Source organism: Halosimplex halobium, from assembly GCF_051414055.1.
Classification (GTDB): Archaea; Halobacteriota; Halobacteria; order Halobacteriales; family Haloarculaceae; genus Halosimplex; species Halosimplex halobium.
The window spans coordinates 1-15,348 of record NZ_JBLKNX010000014.1; the positions used below are offsets into that span (position 1 = coordinate 1).

Genomic DNA, 15,348 nt, shown 5'->3' on the forward strand with positions numbered 1-15,348 from the left:
TCGCGTTCAACAAACTCTAAGTCGATCTCGTCTAAACATCCGCCGAGGCGGTCGTTTTCGGGCATAGAACACTCAGAAAACGAACCGCCTCACTTTTCAGCCTTATCTGAACACCGCCCCGTCGGCGCCTGTCGCGGCCGTGGAGACAGTGAGCGGTGCGTCGCGTCCGGCTATAGATTCTCGCGCCGTTCGACCTTGCTCGTTCTACAGTTGGCGTAACACATCCGATTTCCTATCGCCACTTCCTTCGTTGTATTGGACCCCGTAGGACTCGTACGCTGACGAGAGTGAGTTTCGAGGTGCGACATCTTCACCCCCCACCGCGAACGACGTGACCGTATTTTAACAGACTCACAAACACACCCCCACCAACCACATTCCCGACAGTCGCCAATCCGAGGAAAGTTACGTAGTCGAGCGCCGTTATCTCGGAGGAAATAAACACCCCGAACAGCACCTCGACGTTGCCTGCGATCGAGTGCGGGAGGTGGAGAATACCGATCGAGGCGGTGACGAGCCAGATGATGAACAGGCGACTGGTGGTCTCTTTTGCGGCGGTCACCAACCACGCTAACAGGCCCATGAGCCATCCCGCGAGGATGCCCGCAACGAACAGCCATCTGGGCTCGTGGGAGACCATCTTTCGCGCAATGGTGACGAACGCCTCCGGGTTTGCGACCCCGAGATTAGGCATCAACGTGACGACGAACAGAGCGAATACTGCGCCACCCACGACGTTACTGACCCAGATCAGCGTCCAGAGCCGACCTAACTTTCCGAGAGACTCCCGGTCGTCAAGTACTGGCATCACTGCGAGAGTCGTGTGTTCGGTGAACAATTCCGAACGCGCGATGATGACGAAAATAAACCCGACGGAGTAAGCACTCGCCAGCAGCAGTTCCGTCCCGATATCGCCGAAGCCACCTTCGGTAAACGTGAGCAGGGCTGCCATCAGTAGCGGCCCGAATCCGATATCGAGGCCGGCTGAAAACCCTGACAGCAGGAGCCCCACAGTTCCACGCTCCATCTCGTTCTGGGCAGATTCGATTGCCGATTCGAGTATCTCCGGTGCCGTGGCCTGTTCTCCCGTGATCTCTACCTCGGGATCTTGATCGCCCAAATTAGACCTCTCCCGTACTGGGGATTCCAGGTCTGTCGAAACAATGCATACCAGCCACTATAGAACGAGAGTCAAAGAGTCGTGTGTTAGCAGTTATCTAGACTCCCGCTGCTCGACCTTGTTCAGTTCGATGAGCAGCCGGAAGATGGCCTTGACGAGGTTGGAGTCGACGTCGAACTGTTCGGCGTTCTCGCCGGCCCGGTCCATGACGGCCTGCTCCTGTTCCTCGTCGGTCGTCGGGAGCCCCCGCTCGTCTTTGACCTGCGCGATGGTGTCGGCGACGTAGGTCCGCTGGGCGATCAGTTCGACGATCTCCCGGTCGATGGACTGGATCTCGTCGCGCAGTTCGTCGAGGTTCATCTCCTCCGCGTAGTCGGATTCGTCTTGGCTCATTGGATGCGTGTGCCCTCCGTCTGTGTCGTGGTCAGCCAGGTGCGACCCTCGCGCTCGCTCCAGCGGTCGCGCAGTGCTTCCAGGTCCGCCCGCTCGCCGACGGCGGTGAAACTCGGGCCCGTCCCCGACAGCGAGACGCCGTGGACGACCGGCATCGCCTCGACGACGGGGTCGGTCGGGAAGTCGAGCGCGGCGCAGAACGCCAGCCCGTTGACCGTCATCGCGCGGCCGAACTCGCCGTCCAGCGCCAGGTCCGCGACGAGGTCGGCCATCGGCGCGACCCGCCTGCAGCGCTCGACATCGGCGTCCGCGGAGAACGACCGCTCGGGCGGCGTCCACACGAGGACCGACCACTCGCGTTCCTCGCGGGCGAGCAGTTCGTCCTCGGTGTTGTCGGTGACGGTGACGCCGCCGAGCATGCTCGCGCTGGCGTCGTCGAACGCGCCGGTGACCGTGACGCCCGCGTCGCGGGCCGCCCCCACGCCGATGCGGCAGGCGTCCTCCCGGGAGATCTCGCCGGCGGCGCCCAGCGCGTCGAGCGTCGCCAGCACGGTCGCGTTCGCGGCGGCGCTGGAACTCTTCAGGCCCGAGGCCATCGGCACCTCGCTCTCGGTGTGGACCCGGCCCCCTTCCCCGTCGCCGAACCGGTCGGTGACCGCGGCGACGCAGCGCTCGATCAGCTCGGTGTCCGCGTCGGGGTCCTCGGCGACGCGGCCGGTCACGCCGTCGGCGCCGGCGTCGAGTTCGACCGTCGCGGTGGTGTACTCGTCGATGGCGAACGCCGAGCCGGTGCCGGTCGCGAGCGCGTTCAGCACCGTCCCCGCCGCGGGGGCGACTGCCTGTCCTTCCATCGTCCCCCTGTCTTCCCGGGCGGTATTTACCTCTGTGGGAATCCGGCAAGCGGAGCGGCCGGCGGTCACCTCGATCGGCGCCCGTGTTCGCCGCAAGCACGACAGGAACGCGACGCTTTTGGGTCGCCCGCGGGAATCCCCGACCATGAGCGCGCGCAACGACGTGCCGCCGGACACGCTGGGGGTCGAACTCACCGAGGACGGGGTCGCCGTCGAGTACCTCGACGGCCGCGAGGTGTTCTACCGCGGCGTCCCGACGGCCGTCGAGGAGTCGGTCCGCGCGGGCCCCGGCAAGGACGTACACGTGCTGGTCACCGACGAGACCGAGACCCAGGGTATCATGCTGTACGTCAACGACCTGAACACCCACGACGACATCCTGGAGACGACCGGCGTCGGGCGGGTCATGGTCGACGACGGCGACGAGGAGCCGCTGTTTCAGGGCGTGGTGGCCCGTTCCGACTCCCACCGGGTCGAGGTCGAGGCGGACCTGTCGGTCGTCGACGGTCGTGTCTTCGTCTTCGTCGAGGACGAGATGGGCGAACAGAGCTTCGAGATCGTCGAGAACGCGTAGCGGTCCCCCTCGGCGGTCCGCCGTCCGGCGAACCGGCTCCCCGGCGACCGCTCCCCCTGGATCGACCCGTTTACCGGATTCCCGGCCGGTTCACTGGATGTACGACGGCTCTTCGGCATCGCAGTTCTCCTCGTGCTGGCGCGCGTCGGACTGCTCGTCGAACATCAACCCGCAGGCCTCGCACTTGTACCAGGTCATCTCGTCGCGCTCGGTAGTCACGACCATGGTAGAGTGTGCGTCGCCACGGGGTAAAGGCGTTACTCCGGTCCCCGTCACGGCTCGTGTGCCAACCGATCACTCGATTTCTAACTGACCGCTGCCGCCGTCCGCCCCGTCGCCGTTCTCGTTCCATTCGAGTTCGAACTCGATACTCAGTTCACCGGGGGCGTCCACCGCCCCTTCCCGTTCGGCTTTGACCTCGAACGTCGGGCGCGCTGGTGGTTCCATCGTCACCGACTCGGAGCCGGATCTGAGTGTGACTGCGTCTCCTCGTTCGAGCTTGTCAGCGACGCTGCGGAGGTACGATGCGATCTCTTCTCGGGTCTGGTCACTCTCCGATTTGAACAGGACTTCTTCAGGCACACCGAACGGTGCACTACCTGTACGGATAAGTGAATCCCCTGTTCGAGCATCCGCGCGCTGCGGGCGCACGATCCCCCGCTCGCGCCGACGGCACGAGCGACCTTCTCGTGGGCGGAGCGAACGAGAACACTGGAGAGCCTGCTCTCCCGGTGTTTTGTCCCATCTCGGCGGACGGGTGGGCGCGGTTCGTCCACCTCTCCGCGGAAACGGTGGTGGGGAACGGATTAAGAGCGTCGGCCCGATAGCGGGGGTATGGGAAGCGGCGACGCCATCGAGGTCTCCGTCGAAGGTGCGAACAAGCGCGACGCCGGCCGCGGCATCGCGCGGGTCCCCGAGCGAGTCCGGTCCGAGCTGGGCGTGCTGAGCGGCGACCCGCTGGTCATCCACGGCGAGCGGGCGACCGTCGCGAAGGCCTGGCCCGAGAGCGGCGACGGCGCCTACGTCCGCATCGACGCCGACACCCGAGCCAACGCGGGCGTCAACATCGGCGACACCGTCACGGTCGAGCAGACCTCCGTCCGCGAGGCCGACAGCCTCACGGTCCGGCTGGCCCAGTCGGTCGGCCTCGACGAGGCCCAGCAGGAGTCGGCGGTCCGGCGCGCCCTGCTGGACCGGCCGCTCCGGGAGGGCGAACAGGTCCACATCGACGGCGTCGGCGCCTTCGCCGTCTCCGGGACCGACCCCGGGGGCGCGGTCCGGGTCACCGACGAGACCGACATCACCGTCCTCCCGCCGATAGACGGGGGGTCGACCGGGAGCACCGCCGGCGGGTCCGGCGCAGCCAGCGGCGGCGGGACCGGAGCGAGCGCCGGATCGAGCGGGTCGGGCGGGTCGTCCGGGACGGGAACCGGCGGAACGGCCGCCGAGGCGACGCCCGACGAGTCCGCCTCGCGGACGGGCGTCTCCTACGAGGACATCGGCGGGCTGGACGACGAACTCGACCAGGTGCGGGAGATGATCGAGCTGCCGCTGTCGAACCCGGACCTGTTCACCCGGCTGGGCATCTCGCCGCCGCGGGGCGTCCTCCTGCACGGGCCGCCCGGGACCGGGAAGACGCTCATCGCCCGCGCGGTCGCCAACGAGGTCGACGCCTACTTCGACGTGATCTCCGGGCCGGAGGTCGTCTCGAAGTACAAGGGCGAGAGCGAGGAGCGGCTGCGCGAGGCGTTCGACCACGCCGAGGACAACGCCCCGGCGATCATCTTCGTCGACGAGATCGACGCCATCGCCGGCGAACGCGACGAGGACTCCGACATGGAGAACCGCGTCGTCGCCCAGCTACTGACCCTGCTCGACGGGCTGGAGGACCGCGGACAGGTCATCGTCATCGGCGCGACCAACCGCGTCGACAGCATCGACCCCGCGTTGCGCCGCGGCGGCCGTTTCGACCGGGAGATCGAGATCGGCGTCCCCGACGAGACCGGGCGCCGTGAGATCCTCGACGTGCACACCCGCGGGATGCCGCTTGCCGACGACGTGGACCTCGACCGCGTGGCCGGCCGCACCCACGGGTTCGTCGGCGCTGACCTGCACACGCTGACGACCGAGGCCGCGATGCACGCCCTCCGTCGGACGCGCGACGAACCGGAGGTGACGCGGGAGGACATGGAGGCGGCGCTGCGGACCGTCGAACCCTCGGCGATGCGCGAGTACGTCGCCGAGTCGCCGACGGTTACCTTCGACGACGTGGGCGGGCTCGACGAGGCCAAGTCGACGCTCGAACAGGCCGTCGAGTGGCCGCTGGAGTACGGTCCCCTCTTCACCGCGACCAACACCGACCCGCCCTCGGGGGTCCTGCTGTACGGCCCGCCGGGGACGGGGAAGACCCTGCTGGCCCGCGCGGTGGCGGGCGAGAGCGGCGTCAACTTCATCCGGGTCGCCGGGCCGGAACTGATGGACCGCTACGTCGGCGAGAGCGAGAAAGCGGTGCGGGAGGTGTTCGACCGCGCCCGCCAGACCGCCCCCGCTATCGTCTTCTTCGACGAGATCGACGGCATCGCCGGCGGCCGGATGGACGGCAACGAGGTGACCGAACGGGTCGTCTCCCAGCTACTGACCGAGATGGACAGCGCCGCCGAGAACCCCAACCTCGTCGTCCTCGCCGCGACGAACCGCCGGGACATGCTCGACGACGCGCTCCTGCGACCCGGCCGCCTGGAGCAGCACGTCGAGGTGCCGAACCCCGACGAGGCCGGTCGCAGGGCGATCCTGGACGTACACACCGAGGGCAAGCCGCTCGGCGACGACGTGGACCTGGACGACCTGGCGAGCGAGACGGAGGGGCTGTCGGGGGCGCAGATCGAGTCGCTCGTCCGCGCCGCGTCGATGCGGGCGATCAGCGAGGTCGCCGCCGGCGTCGACCCCGACGAGGCCAACGAGCGGGCCGACGACGTGGTGATCGGTCGCGACGACTTCGAGCACGCGCTGGAGCGGATCGAGCCGTCGGGCTGACACACCGGCGGGTGCGACCGCGGAGTGGCGAGTCCCGTTCGGTCACCGACGCCGTGCGATCCGCTGGTTCGCGGGGTCCGAGCGGTCGTAGACGGCCCCACAGTCGGTACACTCCCAGACGAACGCGCCGAGCCGTCGGTAGCCGGCGGGCGACCCATCCGGGTTCACGTTCCACTCCCGGTCGCACTCCCCGCAGCCTTCGGGGCGGTACTTGCTCCCCGACTCGGGCTTGCGCTCGCGGCTCTCCCGTTCGTACTCCGGGGGCGATATCTCGTGGAGGACCGCCCGGAGTTCGTCGCTCGGGAGCCGCTTCTGGAGCGTCTCGATGCCGGCCGCCAGGTCCGCCCGGTGGGACTCCAGTCGGCGGATCCGCTCGTCCGCTTCCTGCTCGTCCGGCGGCAGTTGCACCTTCCGGGAGGCCAGCGCGGTCGTACATTCGTAGTACTCGACGAGGAGTCGTCCGAACGTGACCGCCGCTATCTGACGGCTAACCGTCGCCCGGAGCGACGACCGGTCGATCGGTTCGCAGAGGCAGGTGTCCTCGTCGACGACGGGGTCGGAGACCGGCTGGTGGTCGCTGGTCGTGAGGACGACCCGGACGCAGTCGGCCTGTCGGTCGAGGATCTCGGTCACCAGTTTCCGCTTCGGTTCCGGGAGCTCGTGGCGGACCAGCGCGACCGCCGTCGACTCGTCGACCGCGTCGCGGCCCTCACCGATCGACGCGGCCGACTCCACACGGATCTTCTCGGAGAGCCAGCGCCTGTAGAGGGCCGCTCTCGTCGTACCGTCGAACACCACGACCGACGGCGTCCGCCGGTCGGCCTCCTGGTCTGCGTTCGTACTGTGTTCGGACGGGCTGGACGCGGGCGGTCCACAACCGGGGGCGGTCGCCATCGGTATCTCACACCGATCGCGTATCTATAACGAACTATAATTAATATTTCTCGCCGGCTATCGGACCTGATAACGCGCCGAACTGAACCGTGGCGATCAGTGATCGTACGAGTCGGATCAGGGCCAGAATCGTGCGTTCGGAAAGAGCTCCGGCCCGCGAGTGACGGGTCTCGAACCCACCGGAACGGACTTTTTTGACCGTCGGCGTCGAACTACGGTTCATGTCCCGGCCCGACGAACCCTTCAGGCACTACGTCGACGGTGAGTGGACCGTCGGCGACAGCGAGGAGACTTTCGAGAGCGAGAACCCGGCGACGGGCGAGACGGTGGGCGAGTTCTACCGCGGGACGCCGGCCGACGTCGAGCGGGCGGTCGCGGCGGCCGACGACGCGTTCGAGGAGTGGCGCTCGCTATCGTACATCGACCGCGCGGAATTGCTGTGGGAGGTGTACCACGAGCTACGGGACCGCACGGACGAACTCGGGGAGATCGTCACCCGCGAGTGCGGCAAGGAGATCAGCGAGGGACGCGCCGACGTGGTCGAGGCCGCCCACATGGTCGAGTGGGCCGCCGGCAACGCCCGCCACCCCCACGGCGACGTGGTCCCCTCCGAGATCGCCAGCAAGGACGCCTACATGCGGCGCAAACCGCGGGGTGTCGTCGGCTGTATCACCCCGTGGAACTTCCCGGTCGCCATCCCGTTCTGGCACATGGCCGTCGCGCTGGTCGAGGGCAACACCGTCGTCTGGAAGCCCGCCGAGCAGACCCCCTACTGCGGCCAGATCGTCGCGGAGATGATGATCGACGCGGGCGTCCCGCCGGGCGTGTTCAACGTCGTCCAGGGCTTCGGCGACGCCGGCAACGCCATCGTCGAGGACGAGCGCGTCTCGACGGTCCTCTTCACCGGATCCGCCGAGGTCGGCCACAAGATCGACGAGAAACTCGGCGGCGTCCCCGGCCGCGACGCCGCCCTGGAGATGGGCGGCAAGAACGCCATCGTGGTCACCGAGGCGGCCGACCTGGACATCGCGCTGCACTCGGCGGTGATGTCCTCGTTCAAGACGACCGGCCAGCGCTGCGTCTCCAGCGAACGGCTCATCGTCCACACCGACGTGTACGAGGAGTTCAAGGAGCGGTTCGTCGACCTCGCCGAGGACGTGGCCGTCAGCGACCCGCTCGACGAGGATACGTTCATGGGTCCCGTGGTCGACGAGAGCCAGGTCGAGAAGTTCGGGGAGTACAACGACCTCGCTCGGGAGGAGGGTGCGAACGTCCTCGTCGACCGGGCGGAGCTGGACGACTCGGAGATCCCCGACGGTCACGAAGAGGGCTACTGGGTCGGTCCGTTCGTCTACGAGATCGACTACGACCCCGATCTCCGGTGCATCCACGAGGAGGTGTTCGGCCCCCACGTCGCGCTGCTGGAGTACGAGGGCGACATCGAACGGGCCGTCGAAATCCACAACGACACCGACTACGGGCTGGCCGGCGCCATCGTCTCCGAGGACTACCGCCAGATCAACTACTACCGCGACCACGCCGAGGTCGGCCTCGCCTACGGCAACCTTCCCTCCATCGGCGCGGAGGTGCAACTCCCGTTCGGCGGCGTGAAGAAGTCGGGCAAGGGCGCCCCGAGCGCTCGCGAGGTCATCGAGGCCGTCACCGAGCGCACCGCCTGGACGCTCAACAACTCGAAGGACATCGAGATGGCGCAGGGGCTCTCGGCCGACATCACGACCGAGGACGACTGAGAATCCCCCGGCTATCGAGCGTAGAAACGAAAGGTGAGAGGCGGGCCGTGGACGAGGAGGCGGGCCGCGGCGGCCTGTCCGGACAGGTGCCGCGGCGTGAGGTCGACGTGGGCCTGGCCGAGCGCGGTCGAATTGCCGGTTGCGACGTGAAAAGCGTCTCGCCGGCACCAGTCGATAATGCGTCCTCCGGTATAAATCTCGTGTCTGGCACCGGCCCCGAACGGCTGTCCCGTGTGACTCCCCCAAACGCTCGGGTGGCCATCGAGGTTGCCCCGGCCGTCACCCGTTTTCGGACCCGTCCTTCGACGCGTCGTCACCGTCGGTGTCCGACGCACCGGCCGATTCGTCGACACCCTCGGCGGCCGCACCGTCTTCTGATCCGGTTTCGAACTCGCTCCGGAGCCCCTCGCCCGCGCCGCCGTGGTCGTCTGACGGACGACGCGAACGCGACCGGGTGCCGACGATCGGCACCCGGGACGGGACACCCACTCGCCGACCCGCGCCGACGACGAGGAGGGCGGGCACGCCGAGCCCGAGGACCCACGGGACCGCGGCGACGCCGGCGACGAAGACGGTGCGGGCGAACGTCACGAAGCCCTGCGCCGACGAGAGGAACACCGACACCGGCGACTGCTCGTGGAACGGCGTCGGCTCCTCGGGCGCGACCGGGTCGGGCCGGGGCTCGCGGAGTTCGACCCGGACCGTCGAGAAGGAGACTCTGTCCCGGAGCGACCGCTTCTGGGCTTCGAGGCGCTCGATCTCCCCCTGGACCTCCGAGAGCTGTTCGCCCACGTCGAGCAGATCCTCGGTCGTGTTGGCCGAGTCGTACAGCGAGCGCAGCCGGTCGCGCTGGGCACGGAGGTTCTCCAGCCGAGCCGTCAGGTCCACCAGCTGGTCGGTCACGTCCTTCGTGCTCGAGTCGGCCGACAGCACCGTCCCCTGGCCCTGCGTCGACTCGTACAGCGCCGTGAAGTTGGTCGAGGGGACCCGCACCTCGACGTAGCCGGTCCGCCAGGTCGCGTTGGCGCGGTGGTGGAGCTGGACGTTCGACCCGGAGACGTACCCGCCGAGTTCCGCCGCGCGCGAGCGCACCGCCCGCTCTGCGACGGAGTGGTTCTCCACTTCCAGCCGCACCTCGCCGGTCTTGATCAGCGCCCGGTCCACCTGCGCCGACGCACTCGCCTGTCCGTCGCCGCCACCGTCGCTCGCGCTGAACTCGGCGTCCGCCGCGTCGTCGCCGCCGCTGGCGCCGTCAGCGGCGCCACTGCCGCCGTCCCCGCCGTCTCCTCCGCTGGCTCCGGCGTCTCCGCCGCTAGCCGCCTGTTTTTCCGGTCCGGCACCGTCCGCCGAGTCGCCCGCCCCCATCCCCGAACAGCCCGCGAGGACGACCAGGGCCGCCACGAGCAGCGTCGCTTTGCGAACCATACCCAGGGGATCCCCCGGCGTCACAAAAGGGGTACCGTGGCCTCAAACGCCCGTTTGAGCTATCGCCGGCGGTCCTGAAGCGCGGGGAACTCCGACCGGACCTCGGCGACGCGGTCGGCGTCCACGTCGGCGGTCACGAGGGCGGCCTCGTCGCCGGCGCTCGAAAGCGTCGTCCCCCAGGGGTCGTATATCGCGGAGCGGCCCAGCAACTCGGCGTCCTCGAAAGTCCCGACGCCGTTGACGGCGCCGACGTACAGCAGGTTCTCGACGGCGCGCGTCTGCGGGAACAGCCGCCAGTGCTCGACACGCGGGTACGGCCAGGCGCTCGGGACGAGCACCATCGTCGCCCCGGCGTCGACCAACTCGCGGTACAGCGACGGGAACCGCAGGTCGTAGCACGTGGTCACGCCGACGGTGTGGTCGCCGAACTCGACGGTCGGCACGGCCTCGCCGGGCGTCAGCAGGTCCTGCTCGGCGGAGCCGTAGCCGAACAGGTGGTGTTTGCGGTACACCGCCCGGCGCTCGCCGGACCGGTCGAGGAAGACAGAGGCGTTAGCTAGCCCCTCCGCTGCCGGGGTGTCGACGCCGTCGGCCCGGGAGGCTTCCAGGTCCTCGACGATGCTGCCGGCGAGGACGCCGACGCCGTGCTCGCGCGCGCTCTCGGCGAGCGCCGAGACGGTCGGGCCGGCGACGCTCTCGGCCCGGCGGGCGTAGCCCTCGAACGCGAAGTAGCCGACGTTGAAGATCTCGGGGAGCGCGACCAGGTCCGCCCCGTCGGCGGCGGCCTCAGCGACGGCTGCCCGCGCGCGCTCGACGTTGCCGTCCACGTCCCCGCTCTCGATCCGGAGCTGGGCGAGCGCGAGCTTCACACTTCGACACCGAAGTCCTCGGCGAGGGCCGCCTCCAGATTCTGCAGCTCGCCGTCGAGGTTGCGTTTGAAGAACCGCTCGACGCCGGGCAGCGAGCCGTCGACGACGAAGCGGTTGGTGACCCGCGTGCCCTCGTCGGTCTCGGCGAGTTCGTGCTCCCCGACGACCTTCATTACCTTCGAGCGGCCGACGAACCGGACGTACTCCGGTTCTCTGCGCTCCTCGTCCTCGGTCTCGACGGCGACGGTCCGGTCGACGACCGGGATCGGGAGCGCGATGTGCCAGGTGGCGCTGCCGTCGTCGTGGACCTCGTAGTCTTTGACGACGCTGATCGCACCCGCACGTCGGCCCGGGTCGGCGATGAACTCCCAGACGCGCTGGCGGTCGACCGGCAGTTCGAACGACCGCTCCACCCGAACAGTCATGGCGGCCCTTCGGCCCCCGTCCCCTAAAAGAGCCCGTTAACTGAGCGTGACGCGCCAGGTCGTCGAGCGCGCGCGACCCCACTTCTCGATGTCCACGTCGTCGGACTCCTCGTCGAGTTTCGGCAGGCGCGCGCCGACCTGCTTCGAGGAGAGCCCGATCTGCTCCGCGATGTTCTTCGCTCTGAAGTAACTCTGCCCGCGCGAGACGCTGTCGCGCAGGTACTCCAGGATCTCCCTGTCCTCCTCGCCGAGTTCGCTCATACCCGCGATTGGTCGCGAATACCCTTAAGAATTCCTTACGCGTCTCGGGCGCCGTAGAGGTGGATCCCGGCGATCGAGCAGACCCCCGCGACCACCGCCAGCGCGAAACTCCAGCCCGCGACCACCTGGTTGTCGTACGCGACCAGCATTCCGAGGGCGCCCGCGACCGCGAGCACGCCGAACGCCAGTCCCAGCCCGATGCTCATGTCCGAGCCCGCGGCGACTTCGCTCATACCCTCCGGTTCCGTCACTCCGCACTTAATTCATTCGGGGTCGCGCGGCGAACCGGCCGCGCTCGCCCCGAAGGGCGCCCTCACTCCTCGGAGGTCGACTGGATCGTGGTGTGTTCCGACTCCTCGTTGAGCGCGAGGTTCGTCGCGATCTCGGCGTTGCGGACCGCGTACTGGGCGGTCTGCTGGAGGCTCACCAGCACCTCGCGCACGCGGAGCACGTCGTCGTTGGACATCTCGTCCAGATCGTCTAGGATCTCCGCCTCGCGGTCGCCGATCTCGGCGAACTGCTCCCTGACCTCGATGGCGATGTCGTAGTCGCGTTCGACCGCCGCCTCGACGGCGAGTTCGGTGATCTCGTTGACCTGGTCGGTGAACTCCCGGATGCGGCGCATCGTCGAGGAGTCGACGTTCAGCGAGTGGCCCTCCGTCTCGAGGGCGATCTCGGCGATGTCCTCGGCGTTGTCCGCGGTCAGTTCGAGGTTCTTGGCGATCGAGCGGTAGCCGATGAGCGGGAAGCCGTCGTCCAGCCCCACCGCCCGCGCCAGGTTCGGGTTCTGGTAGGAGGTGAAGATCAGCCGCAACAGGAGGACGAAGATCTTGTTGGCCTGGCGTTCGCGGTTCAGCGCGCGCTGTGCGAGGTCGGGGTTGCCGTGGGCCAGCGCCTTGACCGCCTCGTTGCGCATCGTCGACCCCGTGCTCTCCAGCCGTTCGAGGAGGTTGTCGAGGGTGAAGTCCTCCGGGTCGACCGAACAGCGGATGGCGATCCGCTCGGGGGTCTCCTCGACGACGCCCAGGCCCATGAGCTGGGTCTCGGCGTTGTAGACGGCGTTGATGTGCGCGCTCTCGAGGGTCCCGCTCTCGCCGGCGTCGACGTGGATGATGCGCCGGCCGAGGACGTACTGCGAGAGGATCGCCCGCTCCAGAGCGTCGGCGTCGAGGTCCTCGGCGTGGATGACCGCCTCGGACTCCTCGCCCTGGACGGACTCGGGCATCACTGTCAGCGTCCCCTTGCCGCCCATTCGCAGCGACACCTCGTCGCCCTTCTCGACGTTGTGCTCCTTGGCCCACTTCGCAGGGAGGGTCATCGCGAGCGTCGACGGACCCAACCGCTGGACTTTCCGCGTTTCCATACCCTTTCTTACCCGCTGTCGACCTTAAACGTATTCATACACGGTATAATATGCCGTCGAATACTATTACGTATTGTGGACACACGTCCAGAATTCGAGTCGAACGGCCAGAGTGGTTCACATACTAGGGGCCCGACGACGGGAGAGATGGGGCGTGGCGACGAGAGAACGGGGCGGGCGGCCGGTATCACTCGATTTTGACGAGCCGTCGCTCGTAGCGGCCGACCCTGACGCGGTGCCAGCCGCGCAGCGACCCGTCGAGGTCGGGGTCGCCCGTGTCGACCCGGAGCGCGTCCAGCCCGTCGAGCTTGGCGCGGGTCGCGACGACCTCGACCGTCGAGTGGCGGATGACCTCGGGCGATATCTGCTGGTTGCCCCGGCCGAAGACGAACCCCTGGCCGCCGATCGGTGAGACGACGACGACGTTGCGCTCGCCCAGCGCCGCCTCGATCTCCGCGGCGCCGCCGTCGCGGACGACGACCTCGCCCGCCGGGACCGTCCCGCCGTCTCCGGTGTCCGGGTCCGCCCGCCACACGTCGACGCCGAGCGGCGTCCCCTCGAAACCGAGTTCGGCCTTGATCGCGCCGACGGTCCCGCCGGGGCCGAGCACGTACGTCACGCCGGGCTCGACCTCCTCGGCGACCCCCTCGGCCAGCGTCGCCACGGAGCCCCCTCCGGTCTGCTTGCTCGCCTGGCGCTGTTCGGCGACCGGCGTCTTCGCGATGGCCCGCAACTCTGTCGACACCTCCTGGGCGCGGTACTCGTCCTCGTCCACGTCGTTGACCTCGCCCGTCTCCACGTCGTCGAACGACGCGGCGACGATCCCGGCCTCGCGTGGTCGCACCGCGAACACCGACGAGTAGATCTTCACGCCCGCCGGCACCCCGAGGACCGGCGTCTCGCTGTCGAGGTCGTCGAGCGTCTCGGCCACGTCCACGGCCGTCCCGTCGCCGCCGACGAAGAGGATCAGGTCGACGCCGCGTTCGACGAACGCCCGGACCGCAGCGCGGGTGTCCGCCGGCGTGGTCTCGCCCTCCCCGTTCGCCCCCGTCTCCGACTCGGGCTCGCCGACGACCACGGGGTCGAAACCCGCCGCGCGCGCGGCGTCCTCGCCCATCGGCCCGCCGAAGGCGTAGATCTCGACGCTCGCGTCCGTCTCCGCCAGCGCGTCCAGCGCCGCACGCGCTCGCTCGGGCGCCCGCTGTTCGGCGCCCCGTTTCCGGGCCTCCTCGACCTTCCCGTCGGTCCCCTTCAGGCCGACCCGCCCGCCCATGCCGGCGATCGGGTTGACGACCACGCCGATCCGTCGCATCGGCGATGATTGGACGCGACCGGGCAAAAGGGACCCGACTCCGGGAGCCGGTCGACCGGCCTCGACCCGCCGCGCCGCGAGCGCGGGGAAATCGGGCGGTTTTACATCGGACGACGCGGAAGGACCGGGTATGTTCGTACCGCTGCAGGAGAGCGCGGAGGCCGTGCAGGGCGGGCTCATCAACGTCGCGGGGTTCGTGTTGCTACTGGGCGGGCTGGCGTTGACCGCGCTGTGGTGGAAGGTCCTCTACCGGTAGGTCACTCGCCGGTCTCCTTCAGGTCGACCCGCTCGCGCAGCCACGCGGCCGCCGCCTCGGCCTCCGCCTCGCCCCCCTGGATTTTTACCCGCACCGAGTCGCCCGGGTAGCTCCCGACCGTCACGTCGAAGCGGTCGCGCAGTTCGTCGATCCGGTCTATCAGCGCGCTCTCCGGTTCGTCCGCGACCACCGACGCGACGTGTTCGACCTCGCCCGAGAACTCCTCGGCGACCGTCTCGAACATCGCCTTCATCTCCGCCGGGACGCCCGGCAGGACGTAGACGCTCCCGATGACACAGCCCGGGGCGACGCCCTCCGGGTTCTTCAGCATCCGGGCGCCCCGCGGGATGTCCGCGGTACCCTCTGCGAGGTCGTCCGCGGTGTAGCCGCCCGCCTCGGCGAGCCACTCCAGCGCCTCCTCGCTCTCGACGACTTCGCGGCCGAACGCGGCGGCGACGCCGTCCATCGTCAGGTCGTCGTGCGTGGGGCCGAGCCCCCCGGTGACCAGGACGGCGTCGTACTCGGCCCGGTACTCGTTGACGACGCGGGCGATGTCGCCGACCCGGTCGGGGAGCGTGACCACGCGCTCCACGCCGACGCCGCGCTCCGTCAGTCGCTCCCCCAGCCAGGCGGCGTTCGTGTTCACGGTGTCGCCGGCGAGCAACTCGTCGCCCACCGTGACGATAGCCACGCGCATACCCGCCGTTGGTACTCGGCCCGTAAAAGACCGCTCACTCCGACAGCGTGGCGACGTTCTTTACTCACGGCCCCGCAGCGCGACCACGTCCGTTTCGAGGACTGAAGGGCGAAATTTTCCCATA

At 68.6% G+C, this 15,348-nt stretch carries 18 protein-coding genes; 4 read left to right on the forward strand and 14 right to left on the reverse strand.

All coding sequences use genetic code 11. The features are described 5' to 3' along the window. Positions 1-310: 310 nt before the first annotated feature. The 3 genes from ACMGFG_RS14885 to ACMGFG_RS14895 all read right to left on the reverse strand — a co-directional run bounded on the left by ACMGFG_RS14885 (position 311) and on the right by ACMGFG_RS14895 (position 2,364). Positions 311-1,120 carry a formate/nitrite transporter family protein gene (locus tag ACMGFG_RS14885; RefSeq protein WP_436931115.1) on the reverse strand — a complete coding sequence of 270 codons (810 nt, stop codon included), beginning with the start codon at positions 1,118-1,120 and terminating at the stop codon, positions 311-313. 93 nt (positions 1,121-1,213) lie between these two features. Then, the gene (locus ACMGFG_RS14890; protein ID WP_436931116.1) at positions 1,214-1,513 is read right to left on the reverse strand and encodes a chorismate mutase; all 300 of its coding nucleotides are present in this window, start codon (positions 1,511-1,513) and stop codon (positions 1,214-1,216) included. After that, a complete protein-coding gene (locus tag ACMGFG_RS14895) occupies positions 1,510-2,364 on the reverse strand; it encodes a shikimate kinase (protein WP_436931117.1) in 855 nt (284 codons plus the stop codon). The genes ACMGFG_RS14890 and ACMGFG_RS14895 overlap by 4 nt, the downstream gene beginning before the upstream one ends. Before the next feature lie 145 nt (positions 2,365-2,509). Between ACMGFG_RS14895 and ACMGFG_RS14900 the strand changes: the two genes are divergently transcribed. After that, positions 2,510-2,938 carry a DUF5796 family protein gene (locus tag ACMGFG_RS14900; protein ID WP_436931118.1) on the forward strand — a complete coding sequence of 143 codons (429 nt, stop codon included), beginning with the start codon at positions 2,510-2,512 and terminating at the stop codon, positions 2,936-2,938. Positions 2,939-3,028: 90 nt separating this feature from the next. On the opposite strand, the gene ACMGFG_RS14905 is transcribed toward ACMGFG_RS14900, so the two are convergent. Then, entirely contained in the window at positions 3,029-3,163 is a 135-nt protein-coding gene (locus ACMGFG_RS14905) for a DUF7128 family protein (protein ID WP_281275762.1), read from the reverse strand. Positions 3,164-3,232: 69 nt separating this feature from the next. Continuing rightward, complete coding sequence (locus tag ACMGFG_RS14910) at positions 3,233-3,520, reverse strand: amphi-Trp domain-containing protein (protein WP_436931119.1); 288 nt, start codon at positions 3,518-3,520, stop codon at positions 3,233-3,235. A 252-nt stretch (positions 3,521-3,772) separates the two neighbouring features. Between ACMGFG_RS14910 and ACMGFG_RS14915 the strand changes: the two genes are divergently transcribed. After that, complete coding sequence (locus ACMGFG_RS14915; protein ID WP_436931120.1) at positions 3,773-5,971, forward strand: AAA family ATPase; 2,199 nt, start codon at positions 3,773-3,775, stop codon at positions 5,969-5,971. A gap of 42 nt (positions 5,972-6,013) precedes the next feature. Here ACMGFG_RS14915 and ACMGFG_RS14920 read toward each other — a convergent pair whose 3' ends face one another. Beyond that, positions 6,014-6,865: a hypothetical protein gene (locus ACMGFG_RS14920; RefSeq protein ID WP_436931121.1), complete on the reverse strand. Its 852-nt coding sequence runs from the start codon at positions 6,863-6,865 to the stop codon at positions 6,014-6,016. A gap of 221 nt (positions 6,866-7,086) precedes the next feature. Here ACMGFG_RS14920 and ACMGFG_RS14925 point away from each other — a divergent pair, with 221 nt between their 5' ends. After that, complete coding sequence (locus ACMGFG_RS14925; protein ID WP_436931122.1) at positions 7,087-8,616, forward strand: aldehyde dehydrogenase family protein; 1,530 nt, start codon at positions 7,087-7,089, stop codon at positions 8,614-8,616. A gap of 279 nt (positions 8,617-8,895) precedes the next feature. Here ACMGFG_RS14925 and ACMGFG_RS14930 read toward each other — a convergent pair whose 3' ends face one another. The 7 genes from ACMGFG_RS14930 to ACMGFG_RS14960 all read right to left on the reverse strand — a co-directional run bounded on the left by ACMGFG_RS14930 (position 8,896) and on the right by ACMGFG_RS14960 (position 14,271). Continuing rightward, a complete protein-coding gene (locus tag ACMGFG_RS14930) occupies positions 8,896-10,041 on the reverse strand; it encodes a DUF4349 domain-containing protein (protein WP_436931123.1) in 1,146 nt (381 codons plus the stop codon). Between the two features lie 59 nt (positions 10,042-10,100). Beyond that, positions 10,101-10,910 carry a nitrilase-related carbon-nitrogen hydrolase gene (locus ACMGFG_RS14935; RefSeq protein WP_436931124.1) on the reverse strand — a complete coding sequence of 270 codons (810 nt, stop codon included), beginning with the start codon at positions 10,908-10,910 and terminating at the stop codon, positions 10,101-10,103. After that, on the reverse strand, positions 10,907-11,335 hold the full coding sequence (locus ACMGFG_RS14940) for an SRPBCC family protein (RefSeq protein ID WP_436931125.1): 429 nt from the start codon (positions 11,333-11,335) through the stop codon (positions 10,907-10,909). The genes ACMGFG_RS14935 and ACMGFG_RS14940 overlap by 4 nt, the downstream gene beginning before the upstream one ends. Before the next feature lie 36 nt (positions 11,336-11,371). Continuing rightward, entirely contained in the window at positions 11,372-11,596 is a 225-nt protein-coding gene (locus ACMGFG_RS14945; RefSeq protein ID WP_135363499.1) for a DUF7123 family protein, read from the reverse strand. 35 nt (positions 11,597-11,631) lie between these two features. Next, on the reverse strand, positions 11,632-11,829 hold the full coding sequence (locus tag ACMGFG_RS14950; RefSeq protein WP_436931126.1) for a DUF7525 family protein: 198 nt from the start codon (positions 11,827-11,829) through the stop codon (positions 11,632-11,634). Between the two features lie 80 nt (positions 11,830-11,909). Further along, positions 11,910-12,959 carry a PhoU domain-containing protein gene (locus ACMGFG_RS14955; RefSeq protein WP_436931127.1) on the reverse strand — a complete coding sequence of 350 codons (1,050 nt, stop codon included), beginning with the start codon at positions 12,957-12,959 and terminating at the stop codon, positions 11,910-11,912. 187 nt (positions 12,960-13,146) lie between these two features. After that, entirely contained in the window at positions 13,147-14,271 is a 1,125-nt protein-coding gene (locus ACMGFG_RS14960) for an ATP-NAD kinase family protein (protein WP_436931128.1), read from the reverse strand. Positions 14,272-14,401: 130 nt separating this feature from the next. Between ACMGFG_RS14960 and ACMGFG_RS14965 the strand changes: the two genes are divergently transcribed. Next, on the forward strand, positions 14,402-14,527 hold the full coding sequence (locus ACMGFG_RS14965) for a hypothetical protein (protein WP_436931129.1): 126 nt from the start codon (positions 14,402-14,404) through the stop codon (positions 14,525-14,527). A 1-nt stretch (position 14,528) separates the two neighbouring features. On the opposite strand, the gene ACMGFG_RS14970 is transcribed toward ACMGFG_RS14965, so the two are convergent. Continuing rightward, complete coding sequence (locus tag ACMGFG_RS14970; protein ID WP_436931130.1) at positions 14,529-15,224, reverse strand: competence/damage-inducible protein A; 696 nt, start codon at positions 15,222-15,224, stop codon at positions 14,529-14,531. Between the last annotated feature and the right edge of the window lie 124 nt (positions 15,225-15,348).